The organism is Acidovorax sp. WCS2018Noco2-16 (assembly GCF_031843945.1).
Taxonomy (GTDB): domain Bacteria; phylum Pseudomonadota; class Gammaproteobacteria; order Burkholderiales; family Burkholderiaceae_C; genus Paracidovorax.
Genome location: NZ_JAVTJJ010000001.1, coordinates 206583 through 224647 on the forward strand (window position 1 = coordinate 206583; position 18065 = coordinate 224647).

Consider the following 18065-nt stretch of genomic DNA (forward strand, 5'->3'; position numbering starts at 1 on the left):
TCGTACATTTCGATGCACTGGCCCTACGGCAACCCATTAATGACGGTTCCTGCTCTACAGCGCGCTTCGCCCCGGCACTGGTTGCCAGGCGCGCTCGTTGCGCTGGCGGGGCTGCTGGCCAGTGGAGCGCTGTGGCATCAGCAGTCTGCATCGATCAAGTCCATTGCCGAAGTGCGCATCGGCCAGGAGGCCCGCTCTTTTGCCGAAGCACTGGAGCTGCGGCTGGGCGCACACGTCGAATTGCTCAACGGCTTGCGCGGCCTGTTTTCGATGAACCCGCAGCTCAGTCGCCGCGAGTTCGAGCGCGTGGCTCGCGACATGGACCTGTCGCGCTACCACGCCGGGGTGCGCAACATCACTTTCGTGCGCTACGTTCCGGGCGAAGAACGCGCCGCTTTCGAGGCACGCGCCCGCGCAGAGAGCGCGCCTTCCACCTTCGCCATTCACCCGCCGGGCGTGCGCCCTGCGTACTACGTGGTCGAATTTCTGTGGCCGGTAGATGGCAACGCGCAGGTTCTGGGCCTGGACATCGCATCGCAGCAGCCAAACGCCGAGGCTTTCTTGCGTAGCCGCGGCACCGGCGGCCCCGTGGCATCGGCCCCTTTCGATCTGATCCAGTTGCAGGAAAAGCGCACCGGCATCACGCTGCGAGTGCCGGTGTTTGTGAGCGGGCAGGGCAGCGATGGCGGCGCCGACGGGCACCGCTTCCTCGGTGCGCTGGGTGCCACCGTGCGCATCTCGGCACTAGTGGAGAGCATGCGCCGCGAAGGCTATCTGAACGGCGTGCGGCTCGGCATTTACGACATCGGGCTGGTCGGGGACCCGCAGCACGCCAATCCGCTCCCGCTGCTGGCGCTGGATGGGACGCTGGCAGCATCGGCCCCCCATTACGAGCGCGAGGTGCAGGTGGGCGGCCGCCTCTGGCAGTTGGGTTTCTATCCGGAACGCGATTTCCTTTCCAGCTCCGAGCGGCAACTGCCCTGGCTCGTGGGCCTGGGCGGCCTGCTGGTGACCGGGCTGCTGACCGCGCTGGTCACTTTGCTGGTACGCAGGCGCGTGCAGGCCCTGGATCAGGCACAGGCCGCCAACAACGAACGCAGCGACAGCGAAGAGCGCTTTCGCACCGTGTTCAGCCAGGCAGCGGTAGGAGTTTCGCAGGCGAATGCCAATACTGGCGAGCTGTTGCGCGTGAATCAGAAACTGAGCGACCTCGTCGGCTATAGCGTCGACGAGCTACAGCGCATGCGTTTTCAGGACATCACCCACCCGGATGACCTGGACAATGATCTGGCGCTGACGCGCCGCATGAAAGCGGGCGAGTTGCCCGAATTCAGGCTAGAAAAGCGCTATGTGCGCAAGGACGGCAGCATCGTCTGGGTGGACGTGACCGTCTCCATGATGCGGTCGCCGGCCAGCGGCGCAGAAATTCATACTGCCGTGGTGCAGGACATCACGGCGCGCAAGGAAATGGAAGAGGCGCTGCGCAACAGCGAGCAGCGGCTGCGCGGCATCTTGAACCGCATGCCCGTGGGGGTCTGTCTGGTCCAGCGCAATGGCGCCATCGCGTTTCGCAACCAGCACTACACCCAGATCTGCGGCTACGACGAGCACGAGACTCCCGACGTCGAAACCTGGTGGCGACAACTGTTTCCCGATGCCGACCGCCGCGCCGACGCGCGCGCCCGCTGGCGTGCCGCACAGGCGGATGCAGCGAAGAACGACGGATCCATTCGCGCTGCTGAATACGTCATCACCAGCAAGGACGGGCAGATGCGCACGGTGGAGACCGCCGGCGTGGTGCTGGAAGACGCCCATCTTGTCACCATGGTGGACCTGAGCCAGCGCAAGGCTGATGAGGAAGAGATCCGCTATCTGGCGTATTACGACCCGCTGACCAGCCTGCCCAATCGGCGCCTGCTGGTGGACCGCCTGCAGCAAGCCCTGGCCTTGAGTGCGCAACGCCAGCGCTGCGGCGCGCTGCTGATGGTCGATCTGGACAACTTCAAGACGCTGAACGAAACCCGGGGCCACGACAAGGGCGACATGCTGCTGCGCGAAGTAGCGCTGCGCCTGCGCGGCTGCGTGAAGGGTGAAGACACGGTGGCGCGCCATGGCGGCGACGAATTCGTGGTGGTACTGGAAGATCTCGACGACAACCCGCAAGAGGCCGCAGCCCGCGCAGAAGAAGCCGGCCAGCGCATTCTGGCTGCGTTGCGCCAGCCCTTCATGCTGGACGGCGAAGCGCACCACAGCACCCTCAGCATGGGCGTGACGGTGTTCGAAGGGCAGCGCGAATCGGCGGACGAGCTCATCAAGCGCGGCGACCTGGCCATGTACCAAGCCAAGGCAGCCGGGCGCAACACCTTGCAGTTCTACGACCCCCAGATGCAGGCGCTGGTGGCGGCCCGCGCCGCGCTGGAGGCCGATATGCGCACCGGCCTGCAGCAAGGCCAGTTCGAATTGTTCTACCAGCCACAGGTGGTGCATGGCCGCATCACGGGCGCCGAGGCGCTGCTGCGCTGGAAGCACCCGCAGCGCGGCTTCGTGTCACCGGCCGAGTTCATTCCGCTGGCGGAAGACTGCGGCCTGATCCTGCCGCTGGGCGGTTGGGTACTGCGCGAGGCTTGCGAGCGCCTGGCGCAATGGGCGCAGCAGCCCGGCTTGGCGCAACTGGGCCTGGCTGTGAACGTGAGCCCGCGGGAATTCCACCAGAGCGGCTTCGTCGCCCAGGTGCTGGCTGCACTGGCCAGCACCGGCGCCGACGGCCGGCGACTGAAGCTCGAGTTGACCGAAAGCCTGCTGCTGCAGGACGTGCAGGACACAATTGACAAGATGGCGCAACTGCGGGCGTATGGCGTGGGGTTCTCTCTGGACGACTTCGGCACAGGCTATTCCTCGCTGGCTTACCTGAAGCGCTTGCCGCTCGACGAGCTCAAGATCGACCAGAGCTTCGTGCGCGACGTGCTGACCGACCCCAACGACGCAGCCATCGCCCGCACCATCGTCGCTTTAGGCACCAGCCTGGGCCTGCGCGTGATTGCCGAGGGGGTGGAAACCGAGGAGCAGCGTGCCTTCCTGCAGCGCGCGCATTGCCATGCCTGGCAGGGCTACCTGCTCAGCCCGCCGCTGGTGTTCACTGCGTTCGAGGATCTGGTGCTCAAGCGCGGCGATACGCTGGTCTGAGATCCACCACCATGCCCGCTCTTCAATTCATGCCAGAGGTGCGAACCCTCTCGCTTTTCATCGTCACCGCGCTGGCCGAAATCATCGGCTGCTATTTGCCGTGGCTGTGGCTGCGCCAGGGCCGCAGCGCGTGGCTGCTGGTGCCGGCTGCGCTCAGCCTGGCGCTGTTTGCCTGGCTGCTCACGCTGCACCCCGCCGCGGCAGGCCGGGTGTATGCCGCCTACGGTGGCGTGTATGTGGCCGTGGCGCTGGCATGGCTCTGGGCGGTCGACGGCATTCGCCCCAGCGTCTGGGACTGGCTGGGCGTGGCCGTCACGCTGGCGGGCATGGCGATCATCGCGTTCGCGCCGCGGCCGGGCTGACCGTGATGCCGGCCCGCACGCGGCCCTCGCTCCTGACTATTGATTTCATAGCTACCCGCGCTTGATGGGCAAGCGCTGCAGGCCATTCTGGCCTTGGCAGGGGAATGCAGGCCTGCGGGCGGCGCCACGGTATCATCGGCAGCTTGTCCGCCAAGGTGCGGCGAGCCGATCACCCACCCGACCCGTCTCCTCCGCCCCTTCATCTACCCGTGCGTCTCAATTCCATCAAACTCGCCGGCTTCAAGTCGTTTGCCGAGCCCACCAACTTTCTGCTGCCCGGGCAACTGGTCGGCGTGGTGGGGCCGAACGGCTGCGGCAAGTCCAACATCATGGACGCGGTGCGCTGGGTGCTGGGCGAGAGCAAGGCCAGCGAGCTGCGCGGCGAGTCGATGCAGGACGTTATCTTCAGCGGCACCACCAGCCGCAAGCAGGCCAGCCGCGCTAGCGTGGAACTGGTGTTCGACAACGCAGACCACCGGGCAGGCGGGCAGTGGAGCCAGTACGGCGAGATTGCTGTCAAGCGCGTGCTCACGCGCGACGGCAACAGCAGCTACTACATCAACAACCAGGCGGTGCGCCGCCGCGACGTTCAGGACGTGTTCCTGGGCACCGGCCTGGGGCCGCGCGCCTACGCCATCATCGGCCAGGGCACGATCAGCCGCATCATCGAGTCGCGCCCCGAAGAGCTGCGGCTCTTTCTGGAAGAGGCCGCGGGCGTTTCGAAATACAAGGAACGCCGGCGCGAGACCGAAAACCGCCTGTCGGGCACGGCCGAGAACCTGACGCGGGTGGAAGACATCCTGCGCGAACTCAACGCCAACCTCGAGCGGCTGGAAAAGCAGGCCGAGGTCGCCGCCAAGTACAACGCGCTGCAGTCGGATGTGACGCTCAAGCAGCAGCAGCTGTGGTTTCTGAAACGGGCCGACGCCGAGGCCGAGCAGGCCCGCGTGCGCACCGACGGCCTGCAGGCCGTGAACGACCTCGAATCGCGCATGGCCGACCTGCGTTCGGTGGAAGCCGACCTGGAAAGCATCCGCCAGGCGCACTACAGCGCGGGTGACCTGGTCAATCAAGCACAGGGCCGGCTGTATGAAGCCACGGCCGAAGTCGGCAAGCTCGAAGCCGAGATCCGCTACGTGGTCGAAGGCCGCCAGCGCGTGGAAACGCGCCTCGTCCAACTGGCCGAGCAGATCGCGCAATGGTCCGCCCGCAAGGACGACGCCGAAGCCGAAATGGAAAATTTGGCCGCCGGCGGCGTGGACGCCGAAGAGCGCGCCGAGCTGCTGGCCGCCCAGGTCGAAGAACAAGCCCAGCTGATGCCCGACCTGGAAGACGCCCTGCGCCGGGCCCAGCAGGCCGCCACTGACCAACGCGGCGCGGTGGTGCAGGTGCAGCAGCAGATCGGCGTGCTCGCAGCCGAGCAGCGCAGCATCGACGAACAAAGCCGCCAGCTGGACGTGCGCGAAGAACGCCTGCTGACCGACCGCAATGCGCTGGCCGCCCCCGACGAAACTCGTCTGACGCAGCTGCGTGAAGAGCTGGAAGCGGCGCAGGAAGCTGCCGAGATGGCCGAAGCCCGCCATGCCGAGCTGCAAGATGCGGTGCCGCAGCTGGACGACGACCGCCGCACGCGCCAGCAGGCCGTGAACAGCGAAAGCGCCCGCCAGGCCGACCTGTCCGCGCGGCTGGAAGCCTTGAAGGCGCTGCAGGAAAAGGTCAAGACCGACGGAAAGCTGCAACCCTGGCTCGCCCGCCACGGCCTGGATGGCCTGCAGGGCCTGTGGAGCCGCATCCACATCGAACCCGGCTGGGAGAACGCCCTGGAAGCCGCGCTGCGCGAGCGCTTGGGCGCGCTCGAGGTCGGCCGGCTGGAGATGGTGCGCGGTTTTCTTGGCGCGGGCGGCACCGATGCGCCGCCGGCCCGGCTCGCGTTCTACAGCCCTGCCGGAGCTGCCGCTGCTCCCGTTGCCAGCAGCTTGTCATCGAGGCTGTCCGACCTGCTGCGCGTGCAGGACGCCGGCCTGCGCGCCGTGCTGGTCGACTGGCTGCAAGGCTGCAGCACTGCACCCTCACTGGAAGACGCGTTGCAACGCCGCGCTCATGCGCAACTGCAGCCGGGCGAGATGGTCTACGTGCCCAGCGGCCACGCCGTCGGCGCCCACGGCGTGACCTTCTACGCGCCCGATTCCGAGCAGTCCGGCCTGCTGGCCCGCGCTCAGGAAATCGAGCACCTCGAAAAGGAGGTGCGTGCTCAGCACCTGATTGCCGAGGAATCGCGAACCGCTCTGGTGCGTGCCGAATCCGCTTACGCCGACGCGTCGCAGCGCCTGGTCGCCGCGCGCCGCGAAGCCGCCGACACGCAGACCCGCGCGCACACGCTGCAGGTGGAAACCCTTCGCCTGTCGCAACTGGCTGAGCAGACGCGTGCGCGCAGCGAGCAGATCGGCACAGATTTGTCCGAAGTGCAGGCGCAACTGGCCGACCTGCAGGAACGCCGCGTGACTGCCGAGGCCCGCTTTGAAGAGCTGGACCTGCAACTGGCCGACAGCCAGGAGCGCCATGCCCAACTCGACGAGCGCGTCATCGACGCCGAACGCAAGCTGGCCGAATGCCGCGAGCAGCAGCGCGCATTGGAGCGGCAGGCGCAGGAAGCCACCTTCTCGCAGCGCAGCCTGGAGGCGCGCCGCGCCGAGCTGGCCCGCACCATTGACACCGCCCGCCAGCAGGCCACCGCCCTGGCCGATGAAGAGCAGCGCGCACGTGACGAAATGGCGCGCCTGTCGGCCGCCGCCGCACAAGGCGGTTTGCAGCAGGCGCTGGACGTGAAGATGGAGCGGGAGAAAGCCCTGGGCGCCCAGCGCAGCGAATACGACGACCTGACGGCCCGCCTGCGCGCGAGCGACGAGCGCCGCATGCAGTTGGAGCGCGCGCTCGACCCGCTGCGCCAGCGCATCACCGACTTCCAGCTCAAGGAACAGGCCGCGCGCTTAGGCCTGGAGCAATACACCACGCTGCTGGCCGACGCGCAGGCCGACCTGGCGGCCGTCGCCCAGTCGATTGCCGAAGGCAACGTGCGCGCCACCGGCCTGCAGGGCGAGATCGACCGGCTGCACCGCGAGATCGCGGCCCTGGGCGCCGTGAATCTGGCCGCGCTGGACGAGTTGAAGCTCGCCAGCGAGCGCAAGATTTTCCTCGACGCGCAGGTGGCCGACCTGACCGAGGCCATGACCACGCTGGAAGACGCCATCCGCAAGATCGATGGCGAAACGCGCCAGTTGCTGTCGGGCACCTTCGACATCGTGAACGGCCATTTCGGCCGCATGTTCCCCGAGTTGTTCGGTGGCGGGCAGGCCCGGCTCATCATCACGGGCGACGAAATCCTCGACTCGGGCGTGCAGGTGATGGCGCAGCCGCCGGGCAAGAAGAACCAGACCATCCATTTGCTGTCGGGTGGCGAGAAAGCGCTGACGGCCATCGCGCTCGTGTTTGCCATCTTCCAGCTGAACCCGGCGCCGTTCTGCCTGCTGGACGAGGTGGACGCGCCGCTGGATGACGCCAACACCGAGCGCTATGCCAAGCTGGTGTCCAGCATGGCCAAGGGAACGCAGTTCCTGTTCATCAGTCACAACAAGATCGCGATGGAAATGGCCGAACAACTCATTGGCGTGACCATGCAGGAGCAGGGCGTGTCGCGCATCGTGGCGGTGGACATGGAGTCCGCGCTGTCCATGGCCGATTCCTGATTGCCTGTACAGACCGTCCTTCCCCGTATCTCGAAGACCGCATTTCCACCATGAGCAATTTCCAACTCGGTCTCATCATTGCCGGCGGCGTCGTGCTGGCGGCCATCGTCGCCTACAACGCCTGGGTCACCCAGCGCAATGCGCCCAAGCGAGCCCGCCCGCCCGAGGTGGACGGCGCTGCCGAACCCGCGCTGCGCCAGGACCCGGCCTTCGACGGCCTGGGCAGTGTGGTGCCAGGCGCGGACGGGCAGGGTGACACCGAACCATCGATGGACAGCCACGCCGTCGATCTGCAAGACGCGCTGCAGATGCCCGTGCCTCCGGCCGAGCGCCGTGGCGGGCTCGACCCGCTGATCGATGCCATCGCGCCGCTGGTGGCCGAACAGGTTGTCTCGGGTGATGCAGCCCTGGCCGCGCTGCCGCCCACGCGCCGCGCCGGCAGCAAGCCCTTTGCCATCGAAGGCTTCAACGAAGCCGTCCAGCAGTGGGAAACCCCGGTGGCCGGCCAGCGCTACACGCACTTTCAGGCGGGCGTGCAACTGGCCAACCGGCTGGGCGCACTCAACGAGATCGAGTTTTCGGAGTTCGTCGTCAAGGCCCAGGGCTTTGCCGATGCCATCAACGCGGCGCCGGACTTTCCCGACATGCTGCACGAGGTGGCCCGCGCCCGCGAACTCGACCAGTTCGCCAGTGACCACGACGCGCAGCTGACCTTTGCCCTGCGCGCGCGCCAGGCCGCCTGGAGCCCCGGCTACGTGCAGCAGAACGCGGTGCGCGAAGGCTTCACGCCCGGCGCCATTCCCGGCCGGCTGGTCCTGCCCGCCACCAGCGGCCCGGGCCTGCCGCCCGCGCTGACGCTGGCCTACGACACCCAGGCCGCCCTGTCGGACGACCCCGAGCAGTCCGCCATCCGCGAGATCACGCTGAGCCTGGACGTGGCGCAGGTGCACCGCACCGAGCAGCCCTTCCAGCGGCTGCGCGACGTGGCCGCCGCCCTGGGCCAGGCCATGGACGGCGTGCTGTGCGACCAGAACGGCACGCCGCTGCCCGCGATGACCATGGACCCGATCGCCACCGACCTGGAACTGCTCTACGACAAGCTGGACAGCCGCGACCTGTCGGCCGGCTCGGTGCTGGCGCGGCGCCTGTTCAGTTGAGCGCGGCCATGGCAATGCGTGACATCTTTCTGCCGCCACTGGTGGAACACAACGGCGGCCTGTACCGCTCGGGCCAGCGCCGCTGGAACGTGACCAAGGCCGCCGTGCTGGCCGTGGCAGGCGTGGGAGTGATCGCATTCGGTCAGCTCTACATCATGGGCTGCGTGTATTTGGCGATTGCCGGCTGGCTAGGGTGGCGCGAATGGGCGGACTACCGCGCCTTCGGCGACGCCGGCCGCCCGCTGGTGCGCATTCAGGAAGGCGCGGCCTTCTTTGCGTTGCCCTCGCGGTTGATTCCGAAGCACGTGGATGTGCCGCTGCGCGAGGTCAAGGCGCTCACCGTGCTGGGCGACGCGTTGCGGCGCAACTTCGTGTTCGAGCGCCGGCATGGCGAGTCGATCCGCTTCGACATCAGCTATGGGCGGCACGATAGCCGCGTGCTGGAATTCGTGCAGCGGCAGATGCCGGCGCGCGTTCCCGTGACGATCAAGGAGCCGCCTGCGGCTTCGGGTTCGCTGCACGGCAGCGCCCGTTGACTTCAGCGCGTTAGCCCGCTTTTGCTGTGCCGTGAAAGGGCGCAGCAGCCAAAGGACAAGCCAAAGCCATGGCCGATACACCCGATCTTTTTTCCGCTCCAGCGCCCGACGGTAGTGCGCAGGTAGCTATCAAAATAGAAGCACTGCGAAAGCAGCTCACCCATTGGGCGCACCAGTATTACGTGCTGGATGCGCCCACGGTGCCCGACGCCGAGTACGACCGCGTCTTCCAGGCCCTGCAGGCGCTGGAAGCCGCGCACCCCGACCTCGTCACCCCCGATTCGCCCACGCAGCGAGTGATCGGCGCGGTGATGGAGGGCCTATCGCCCGTGCGCCACCGCGTGCCCATGCTCAGCATTCGCACCGAAACCGACACGGAAGCCAGCGGCGCAGCCACCTTCGATGCCCGCGTGCGGCGCGAGCTGAAGCTGCCCGCCGACGCGCCGCCCATCGAATACGTGGCCGAGCCCAAGTTCGATGGCCTGGCCATGAGCCTGCGCTATGAAAACGGCCGCCTGGTGCAGGCTGCCACGCGCGGCGACGGCGAGGTGGGCGAGGACGTCACGCACAACATCCGCACCATCCGGCAGATTCCCAAGAACCTGCCCACCGATGCCGAGACGCCAGTGCCTGCGGTGCTGGAAGTGCGCGGCGAGGTCTACATGCGCCGGGCCGACTTCGACCAGCTCAACGAGCGCCAGCGCGAGGCCGGCGGCAAAACCTTCGTCAACCCGCGTAACGCGGCGGCCGGTGCGGTGCGGCAGCTCGATTCGGGCATCACGCTGCAGCGGCCGCTGTCGTTCTTTGCCTACGGGCTGGGCGACATCACGCCGACCGAAGACGGCGGGCCTAATTTCGCCACGCATTTCGACATGCTGCAGACGCTGAAATCATGGCGTTTTCCGGTCGCAGCGCAGGTGCGCACTGCGCAGGGCGCTACGGAATTGGTAGCGTTCCACGAAGAGATCGGTACCAGCCGCGACCAGTTGCCCTACGACATCGACGGCGTGGTCTACAAGGTCAACAGCCTGGCGCTGCAAAGGCAGCTGGGCTTCGTCACGCGTGAGCCGCGCTGGGCCGTGGCGCACAAATATCCGGCGCAGGAGATGGTCACGCGCGTCGAAGGCATCGACGTGCAGGTTGGCCGCACCGGCAAGCTGACGCCCGTGGCGCGGCTGGCGCCGGTGTTCGTGGGCGGCGTCACCGTCACCAACGCCACGCTGCACAACCTGTTCGAGATTCGCAAGAAAGGCGTGCGCCTGGGCGACCAGGTCATCGTGCGCCGCGCGGGTGATGTGATCCCGGAAGTGGTGGGCACGGTGCCCGCCGCGTTGCTGCCGATTGCCGGGGCGCTGCAAGGCTCCGACGCGCTGGCCGATGCCGCGTCGGCTGCCGATGGCACCGCGCCCGATGCCGCTCGCGCTGCGCCACGTTCGCCTTACGTGCCCAACTTCCGCATGCCGCGCCAGTGCCCCATCTGCGGCAGCGCCGTGGTGCGCGAAAAGGGCGAGGCCAACCACCGCTGCACCGGCGGGCTGTTCTGCCCCGCTCAGCGCAAGGAAGCCATCCTGCACTTTGCCGCGCGCCGCGCCATGGACATCGAGGGCCTGGGCGACAAGCTGGTGGACCAATTGGTGGAGGGCAACGTCATCCGCACGCTGCCCGACCTGTACCGGCTGGGCCTGACCGCGTTGGCCGCGCTGGACCGCATGGCGGAGAAGTCGGCGCAGAACGTGATCGCCGCGCTGGAGAAATCCAAGCAGACCACGCTGCCGCGCTTTCTGTTCGGCCTGGGCATTCGCCACATCGGCGAGGCCACCGCCAAAGACCTGGCACGCCATTTCGGCAGCCTGCACGCCATCATGGACGCCAGCGTGGAGCAACTGCTGGAAGTCAACGACGTGGGCCCCATCGTGGCCGAAGCCCTGCACACCTTCTTCGCGCAGCCGCATAACCGCGAGGTGGTCGAGCAGTTGCGCGCTTGCGGAGTGACCTGGGAAGAGGGCGCCCCCGCCGAGCGCGCCACGCTGCTGCTGGCGGGCCTGACGGTGGTCATCACCGGCACGCTGCCCACCTTGAGCCGCGACGAAGCCAAGGACTTGCTGGAAGCTGCCGGTGCCAAGGTAGCAGGGTCGGTCAGCAAGAAGACCAGCTACGTGGTGGCAGGTGAAGAGGCCGGCAGCAAGCTGACCAAGGCGCAGGAGCTGGGTGTGCCCGTGCTGGACGAAGACGGCCTGCGGGCGCTGCTGCAGCGCGGCCCGGCCGGCGTGGGTGGCGCTGGCTGACAGGCGCCGCAGCCGTTGTCTGCCCTTGCCGGGTGAACCAGGGCAGCGCCAAGCGCGTAGGAAGAGCTGCCGAGCAGCGGACGTTTCGTTCGCGCACATTCTTACCAGCCCACAACGGTGTCCTTGCATGTTTGAGCACCTTGAATCTCGGCAGGCAACGAGCCTGCACCGCGACTGTGTCCCGGGAGCACGAACGGGTTCGATCCACCAGGGATCAGCATGAGCACCGCGCTGTTCTGGTTTCGCAGCGACCTGCGCCTGCACGACCAGCCGGCATTGCAGGCGGCGCTGCGCGATGGCCATCAGCGCCTGCTGCCGGTGGTCTGCCTGCCCGCTGCCAATGCCATGACGCCTTGGGGATTCGCCCGCGTCGGGCCGCATCGCCGGGATTTCATGGCCGACACGCTGCGTGACCTGGGGGACCGCCTGGCCGCGCTGGGCAGCCCGCTCATCGTCTGCCGCGCAGCGCCTGCACAGGCCCTGCCTGCGCTGGCCCGCGCGGTAGGGGCAGATGCGTTGGTGTGCGAAGAGATTGCCGCCCCCGAAGAGCAGGCCGAAGTGGACGCGCTGCGCGCTGCCGGCCTGCGCGTGCAGACCTTGTGGCACAGCAGCCTGCTGGACCCTGCCGCGCTGCCATGGCCGGCAGACGGTCTGCCGGGCGTGTTCACCGCCTTCCGCCAGTCGGTGGAACGCGCCGGCATCGCGCCTGCTGCGCCGCTGCCCGCACCCTTGCAACTGCCGCCGCCCCCCGATGTGTCCGCTGCGGTGTTGCAAGCCGTTGGGGCGGAGCCGGGCGGGGAGCCGGATCATCACGCCAGCGCGGGTGGACACGACCCGCGCTCATCCTTTCCCTACGGCACGCCCGCCTGCCAGGGCGGCGAGACGGCCGCTTTGGCCCATCTGGCGCAGTATCTGGCGCGCAAGCTGCCGCACAGCTACAAGGCCACCCGCAATGGGCTGACGGGCCTGGACTATTCCGCCAAGCTGTCGCCCTGGCTGGCCACAGGCGCGCTGTCGCCACGCAGGGTGCTGGCCGACCTGAAGTCTTTCGAGCGCGAGCATGGCGCCAACGAGGGCACGTACTGGCTGTGGTTCGAGTTGCTGTGGCGCGACTATTTCCGGCTGCTGCACCTGCAGCACGGTGCTGCGCTCTACCGCGCCCGGGGGCTTTCGGCGCAGCCGCTGGCCCGGCACGACGCCCAGGGCTTCGAGCGCTGGTGCCAGGGCCGCACGGGCGAGCCGCTGGTGGATGCCGCCCTGCGTGAACTGGCTGCCACCGGTTACCTGAGCAACCGGCTGCGCCAGGTGGCTGCCAGCTACCTCATCCATGACCTGCAGGGCGACTGGCGCGCGGGCGCGGCGTGGTTTGAATCGCAATTGGTGGACTACGACGTCTACAGCAACCAGGGCAATTGGCTCTACATCGCCGGGCGTGGCACCGACCCGCGCGGCGGCCGGCGCTTCAACCCCGCCAAGCAGACGCAGGACCACGATGCCGACGGCAGCTACCGCCGCCTGTGGGGTGCTGCATGAACCACCCAGCCGCGCCCCGCACCCACACCCTGCGGCTGCTGCTGGGCGACCAGCTCAACCCAGAGCATTCATGGTTTGCCACGCAGGACGACGGCGTGGTCTACGTGCTGATGGAGGTGCGGCAAGAGACCGATTACGTGCTGCACCACGCGCAGAAGATCCTGGCGATTTTCGCGGCCATGCGCGACCTGGCGAGCCAGCTGAAGCAGGCCGGACACCGCGTGCGCCATGTCGCCATCGACGATGCCAGCAACCGGCAGTCCATTCCGGCGAACCTCGCCGCGCTGATGGCGCACTACGGTGCACGCACCTTGCAGTATCAGCACCCCGACGAATGGCGGCTGGACGAGCAAATGCGCGCCTGGGGTGCAGAGCAGCAGGCTTTCGATGTGCAGGCCGTCGGCAGCGAACACTTCTACACCGCCCGCACGGAGGTGGCCGAGACGTTCGAGGGCCGCAAGCAGTGGCTCATGGAGCATTTCTACCGCCGCATGCGCCAGCGCCACCAGGTGCTGATGGACGAGGCGGGCGACCCCGAGGGCGGCGAGTGGAACTACGACCACGACAATCGCAAGCCCTGGCCCGGCACGCCCGGGCTGCCGCCCGACGCCCGGCCCACGCACGACCACAGCGCCCTCTGGGCCACCATTCAGGCGGCAGGCGTCAAGAGCTTCGGCAACCCGCAGGCCGATCGGCTGCGCTGGCCGCTGAACCGGGCCGAGGCGCTGGGCTGGCTCAATCACTTCATAGCCACCACGCTGCCGCAGTTCGGCGCTTATGAAGACGCCATGAGCAGCCACAGCACGCGGCTGTTTCATTCGTTGCTGTCCTTTGCGCTCAACACCAAGATGCTGCGCCCGCACGAGCTGGTGCAGCATGCCCAGGCGGCCTACCGCGCCGGCCGGGCGCCGCTGCCAGCGGTGGAGGGCTTCATCCGGCAGATCCTGGGCTGGCGTGAATATGTGCGCGGCATTTACTGGGCGCACATGCCCGGCTATGAAGAGCGCAACGCCCTGGGCCACACGGCGCCGTTGCCGCAATGGTTCTGGTCGGGCGACACCCGCATGCGCTGCCTGCAGCACGCGGTGGGGCAATCACTGGAACACGCCTATGCCCACCATATTCAGCGGCTGATGGTCATCGGCAACTTCGCACTGCTGGCCGGGCTTGACCCGGCTGCCGTGCATCGCTGGTATCTAGGCGTCTACATCGACGCCTTTGAATGGGTGGAAGTGCCCAACACCGTGGGCATGAGCCAGTTCGCCGACGGCGGCCTGCTGGCCACCAAGCCTTACGTGAGCAGCGCCGCCTACATCGACCGCATGAGCGACTACTGCAGCGGTTGCCACTACGACAAGAAGCGCAAGGTGGGCGAGCGCGCATGCCCGTACAACGCGCTGTACTGGGACTTCTTTGCCCGCAACGAAGGCACGTTGGGCAGCAACCACCGGCTGGGCATGGTGTACCGCCAGCTGCAAAAAATGCAGGGGCCGCAGCTGAATGCCCTGCGCGAACACGCCGCCCAGCTGCGTTCGCGGCTGGATACTTTGTAGCTTTCTTGGCCTGGAGCCCGCATGACCATCCCCAGCCTGCAGTCACTTCACCAGGGTTACCGCGCCTTGGTCATCGGCGCCACCGGTGCCATCGGCGGCGCGTTGCTGGCCCACCTGCAGGCCGACCCGCGTTGCGCCCAGGCCGTGGGCCTGGGCCGCCACACCAGCCCAGCCATAGACCTGGACGACGAAGCCACCATCGCCCAAGCCGCCCGGGTGTTGGCGGAGCAGGGCCCGTGGCACTGCATCATCCACGCTGCCGGGGTGCTGCACGGCGCCCACGGCCTGCCTGAAAAGCGCCTGGGCCAGTTGAACTACGCCCAGATGGAAACTACCTTCCGCGCCAACACCTTCGGCCCGGCCTTGGTGCTGGCGCACTTTGCGCCGCTGCTGCCGCGGAAGGAACGCGGCCTGCTGGCGGTACTGTCCGCCAAGGTCGGCAGCATCGGCGACAACCGGCTGGGCGGCTGGTACAGCTATCGGGCGTCGAAAGCGGCGCTGAACATGCTGCTGAAAACGGCGGCCATCGAGGTGGCACGCACCCATTCCCAGGCCGTGCTGGCGGCGCTGCATCCCGGCACCGTGCGTTCGGCGCTGTCCCAGCCCTTCGGCGGCGCAGAGATCGGCCGGCCGGCCGAGGAGGCCGCGGCGGACCTGCTGCGCGTGCTGGACGGGCTGCCCGCTCAGGAGACGGGCGGCTTCTATTCATACAAAGGCGAGCTGCTGCCCTGGTGAGCGACGGGTGCGGCCTGCCGGTCAATCTGCGCCCAGCGATTGGCGGTATAACTGCGCACTTTGGACAGGGGCCGTTGCGTTTTTAGCAGCCCTGAGCGGCGACTTCCGGGCTGCCGCCCCAGCCCTCCAGCCGAGCGCTGGCGATGGCTGCACTACTTGGGTTAGCCCGCACAGCCACCTCCTGCATTACTCCTAAATTGATAGCTGCTAGCGCTTATCCATCAAGCGCTAGAGGCACTTTTTCCTCATATTTCCATGTCGATTCCTGATTTTTTGCGCACGCGCTGGGCCGCGCTGCAACTGGCGCTGGCGCGGCTGCCCGGCTGGCCCCGGCGCCTGTGGTCCCTGCGCAGCCTGGTGTGGCTGCTGGCCGCGCTGCCGCTGGCGCTGCTGCTCTACGTGCTGGCACTCGTGCCGTTCACTCCGGGCATCAGCGACATCCGCAAGGCCAAGGCAGACCAGCCCGCGCAGCTGGTGTCGGCCGACGGTCGGCTGCTGGCCGAATACAAGTGGGTCAACCGCGAATGGGTGCCGCTGGCCGAGATCGCCAAGCCGGTGGTGGAGGCGCTGATCGCCACCGAAGACCACCGCTTCTATGACCACTTCGGGCTGGACTGGCGGCGCACGCTGTCGGCCGTGGTGCTGACGCTCTCTGGCGACAAGCAGGGCGGCTCGACCATCACGCAGCAACTGGCGCGAAACCTGTACCCCGAAGACATCGGCCGCGCGCCCACGCTCACGCGCAAGCTCAAGGAGGCGATCACGGCGCTGAAGATCGAGGCGCTGTATTCCAAGGACGAGATCCTGGAGACGTACCTGAACACCGTGCCGTTTCTCTACAACGCCTACGGCATCGAGATGGCCGCGCGCACGTATTTCGACAAGTCGGCCGACAAGCTCACGGTGCTGGAGAGCGCCACGCTCATCGGCATGCTCAAGGGCACGGCCTACTACAACCCGGTGCTCAACCCCGAGCGCGCGCAGGCCCGGCGCAACACGGTGCTGGCGCAGATGAAAAAGCGCGACAAGCTCTCCGCGGCGGACTACGACACGCTCACCCAGCGGCCGCTGCGCATCCGCTTCGAGCGCCAGCCCGAAGTGGGCGGCCTGGCGCCGCACCTGGCACAGCAGTTGCGCAAGCAGCTCATCGACTGGGCCGACCGCAACGGCTACAGCCTGTATGCCGACGGGCTGGTGGTGCGCACCACCATCGATGGTCGCCTGCAAACCCTAGCCAACCAGGCCGTGGGTAAACAGGGCCGCGCGCTGCAGGGCGTGGCTGACAGCGCCTGGTCCGCCCGCGTCTGGAACCCCAAGAGCCCGCTGGTGCGCGATCTGGTGCGTGAGTCGGCGCAGTACCAGGCCGCGGTGGCCAAGGGCGCAACGCCCGAGGATGCCGAAAAGGCGTTGCTGGACGACCCCGACTTTCTGCGCGCGCTGCGGCAGCAAAAAACACGCGTGCAGGCCGGCTTCCTGGCGCTGGACCCGCGCAGCGGCGAGGTGCGCGCCTGGGTCGGCAGCCGCGACTTTGCGCAAGACCCGCTCGACCATGTGCAAGCGACCAGGCGGCAACCCGGCTCCACCTTCAAGCCCTTCGTGTACGGCGCCGCCTTTGCCGGCGGCCTGCGGCCCGATGCCCTGCTGATGGATCAGGCGGTCGAAATTCCGCTGGGCGGCAGCAAAGTCTGGCGCCCGTCCGACGGCGGCGCGCCCAGCGACCAGCCCATGTCGCTGGCAGACGGCTTGGCGTATTCGAAGAACACCATCACCGCGCAGGTGATGCAGCAGGTCGGCCCGGCGCGCGTGGCGCAGCTGGCGCGCGACATGGGCGTGCGTGAATCCAAGCTGGATGCGGTGCCGGCGCTGGCGCTGGGCACCAGCCCGGTCAGCCTCAAGGAAATGGTGGCCGCCTACGGCACCATCGCCAGCGGCGGGCGCTACCGCGCGCCCATCGTCATCACCCGCATCGAAGACAAGAACGGCAAGGTGCTGGAAGACTTCGCGCCCGCGCCGCCCGAAAAAGCCATCGGCCTGGCCGCCGTGCAGGCGCTGCGCAACGCCATGCGCGGCGTGATCGACAAGGGCACGGGCGTGGCCATTCGCAGCCGCTGGGGCATCAGCGCCGACGTGGGGGGCAAGACCGGCACCACGCAGGACAACACCGACGGCTGGTTCATCATGATGCATCCGCAACTGGTGGCAGGCGCCTGGGTGGGCTTCAACGACGGGCGCATCACGCTGCGCAGCGACTACTGGGGCCAGGGCGCCCACAGCGCGCTGCCCATGGTGGGCGACGTGTTCCAGCAGGCGCTGCGCACCAAGGTGATCGATGCGCGCGAGCGTTTCGTCGACGAGCAGGAAACCAGCTGGACGCAGGACGCGATCGGCGGTGTGCGCGACTGGGTGTATGACCTGTTCGGCCAGCGCACTGGCGTGGCCGCCACGCCGCGCACCGAAGCGGGTGATGCGGGCAACGCGCCGCTGCCAGGTCTGCCGATGTCGCCTGCATCTGCGCCAACGGCGGCCGAGGCGCCCGAGATCATCGAGGCCCCGCTGACGCCGCTGCAGAACGCCACGCCCGCCGCGCCAGAGGCCTTGCCGCCACCGGTTCAGGAATTGCAGCCGCTGCAGCCTGCACCCGTGCCGTCCACGCCATCCACACCAGCGCCGCAGCCTGGCGAAGTGGTTCCGTCCTGGGCCACGACGCCTGCGCGTGAATCGGCTGCCCCTGCACCGCAGTCACCCCAGACGCCTTCGTTTGGCGGTGGAGTTGCGCAACCAGTGCCCGGCGTGGTGGTGCCCGCACCGGTGCAGCGCGGTGTGGTGGTGCCAGGGCAGAGCGGCGCGCCGTTCTTTGTTGAAACACCGCAGCCAGCACAGCAGCAGCGCTGATGGCGCCTTCGAGACGATGCCGCACCAGTCGTGAACGGCGCGCAGGCCCGTGCCGGTCGGCGAAGACAAGCCCGTTCGGGCTGAGC

General features: G+C 67.8%; 10 protein-coding genes. All 10 read left to right on the forward strand.

The annotated features are described in order from the left end of the window. Positions 1 to 39 precede the first annotated feature (39 nt). The 10 genes from RQI28_RS00940 (at position 40) to RQI28_RS00985 (ending at position 17979) form a co-directional block, all read left to right on the forward strand. Positions 40 to 3183 (forward strand): EAL domain-containing protein, encoded by a 3144-nt coding sequence (locus RQI28_RS00940; RefSeq protein ID WP_311220726.1) that lies wholly within the window; start codon positions 40 to 42, stop codon positions 3181 to 3183. Positions 3184 to 3212: 29 nt separating this feature from the next. Further along, positions 3213 to 3545 carry a YnfA family protein gene (locus RQI28_RS00945; RefSeq protein ID WP_311221532.1) on the forward strand — a complete coding sequence of 111 codons (333 nt, stop codon included), beginning with the start codon at positions 3213 to 3215 and terminating at the stop codon, positions 3543 to 3545. A 209-nt stretch (positions 3546 to 3754) separates the two neighbouring features. Then, positions 3755 to 7288 carry a chromosome segregation protein SMC gene (gene smc, locus RQI28_RS00950; RefSeq protein WP_311220727.1) on the forward strand — a complete coding sequence of 1178 codons (3534 nt, stop codon included), beginning with the start codon at positions 3755 to 3757 and terminating at the stop codon, positions 7286 to 7288. Positions 7289 to 7338: 50 nt separating this feature from the next. Beyond that, entirely contained in the window at positions 7339 to 8445 is a 1107-nt protein-coding gene (locus RQI28_RS00955; protein ID WP_311220728.1) for a cell division protein FtsZ, read from the forward strand. A gap of 8 nt (positions 8446 to 8453) precedes the next feature. Further along, positions 8454 to 8981 carry a hypothetical protein gene (locus tag RQI28_RS00960; RefSeq protein ID WP_311220729.1) on the forward strand — a complete coding sequence of 176 codons (528 nt, stop codon included), beginning with the start codon at positions 8454 to 8456 and terminating at the stop codon, positions 8979 to 8981. Between the two features lie 68 nt (positions 8982 to 9049). Next, the gene (gene ligA, locus RQI28_RS00965) at positions 9050 to 11266 is read left to right on the forward strand and encodes an NAD-dependent DNA ligase LigA (protein ID WP_311220730.1); all 2217 of its coding nucleotides are present in this window, start codon (positions 9050 to 9052) and stop codon (positions 11264 to 11266) included. Between the two features lie 219 nt (positions 11267 to 11485). Next, positions 11486 to 12799 carry a DASH family cryptochrome gene (locus RQI28_RS00970; protein WP_311220731.1) on the forward strand — a complete coding sequence of 438 codons (1314 nt, stop codon included), beginning with the start codon at positions 11486 to 11488 and terminating at the stop codon, positions 12797 to 12799. Next, the gene (locus RQI28_RS00975; RefSeq protein WP_311220732.1) at positions 12796 to 14352 is read left to right on the forward strand and encodes a cryptochrome/photolyase family protein; all 1557 of its coding nucleotides are present in this window, start codon (positions 12796 to 12798) and stop codon (positions 14350 to 14352) included. The genes RQI28_RS00970 and RQI28_RS00975 overlap by 4 nt, the downstream gene beginning before the upstream one ends. 21 nt (positions 14353 to 14373) lie before the next feature. Beyond that, positions 14374 to 15087, forward strand: a complete 714-nt coding sequence (locus RQI28_RS00980; RefSeq protein ID WP_311220733.1) for an SDR family NAD(P)-dependent oxidoreductase — start codon at positions 14374 to 14376, stop codon at positions 15085 to 15087. A 255-nt stretch (positions 15088 to 15342) separates the two neighbouring features. Then, positions 15343 to 17979 carry a transglycosylase domain-containing protein gene (locus RQI28_RS00985; protein WP_311220734.1) on the forward strand — a complete coding sequence of 879 codons (2637 nt, stop codon included), beginning with the start codon at positions 15343 to 15345 and terminating at the stop codon, positions 17977 to 17979. The last annotated feature ends 86 nt before the right edge of the window (positions 17980 to 18065 follow it).

Bases quoted from the DNA above. Each gene is read 5' to 3' on its own strand.
- RQI28_RS00975 (WP_311220732.1), top strand. From the start codon at position 12,796: ATGAACCACCCAGCCGCGCCCCGCACCCACACCCTGCGGCTGCTGCTG.
- RQI28_RS00960 (WP_311220729.1), top strand. From the start codon at position 8,454: ATGGCAATGCGTGACATCTTTCTGCCGCCACTGGTGGAACACAACGGC.
- ligA (WP_311220730.1), top strand. From the start codon at position 9,050: ATGGCCGATACACCCGATCTTTTTTCCGCTCCAGCGCCCGACGGTAGT.
- RQI28_RS00940 (WP_311220726.1), top strand. From the start codon at position 40: ATGACGGTTCCTGCTCTACAGCGCGCTTCGCCCCGGCACTGGTTGCCA.
- RQI28_RS00945 (WP_311221532.1), top strand. From the start codon at position 3,213: ATGCCAGAGGTGCGAACCCTCTCGCTTTTCATCGTCACCGCGCTGGCC.
- RQI28_RS00955 (WP_311220728.1), top strand. From the start codon at position 7,339: ATGAGCAATTTCCAACTCGGTCTCATCATTGCCGGCGGCGTCGTGCTG.
- RQI28_RS00985 (WP_311220734.1), top strand. From the start codon at position 15,343: ATGTCGATTCCTGATTTTTTGCGCACGCGCTGGGCCGCGCTGCAACTG.
- RQI28_RS00980 (WP_311220733.1), top strand. From the start codon at position 14,374: ATGACCATCCCCAGCCTGCAGTCACTTCACCAGGGTTACCGCGCCTTG.
- RQI28_RS00970 (WP_311220731.1), top strand. From the start codon at position 11,486: ATGAGCACCGCGCTGTTCTGGTTTCGCAGCGACCTGCGCCTGCACGAC.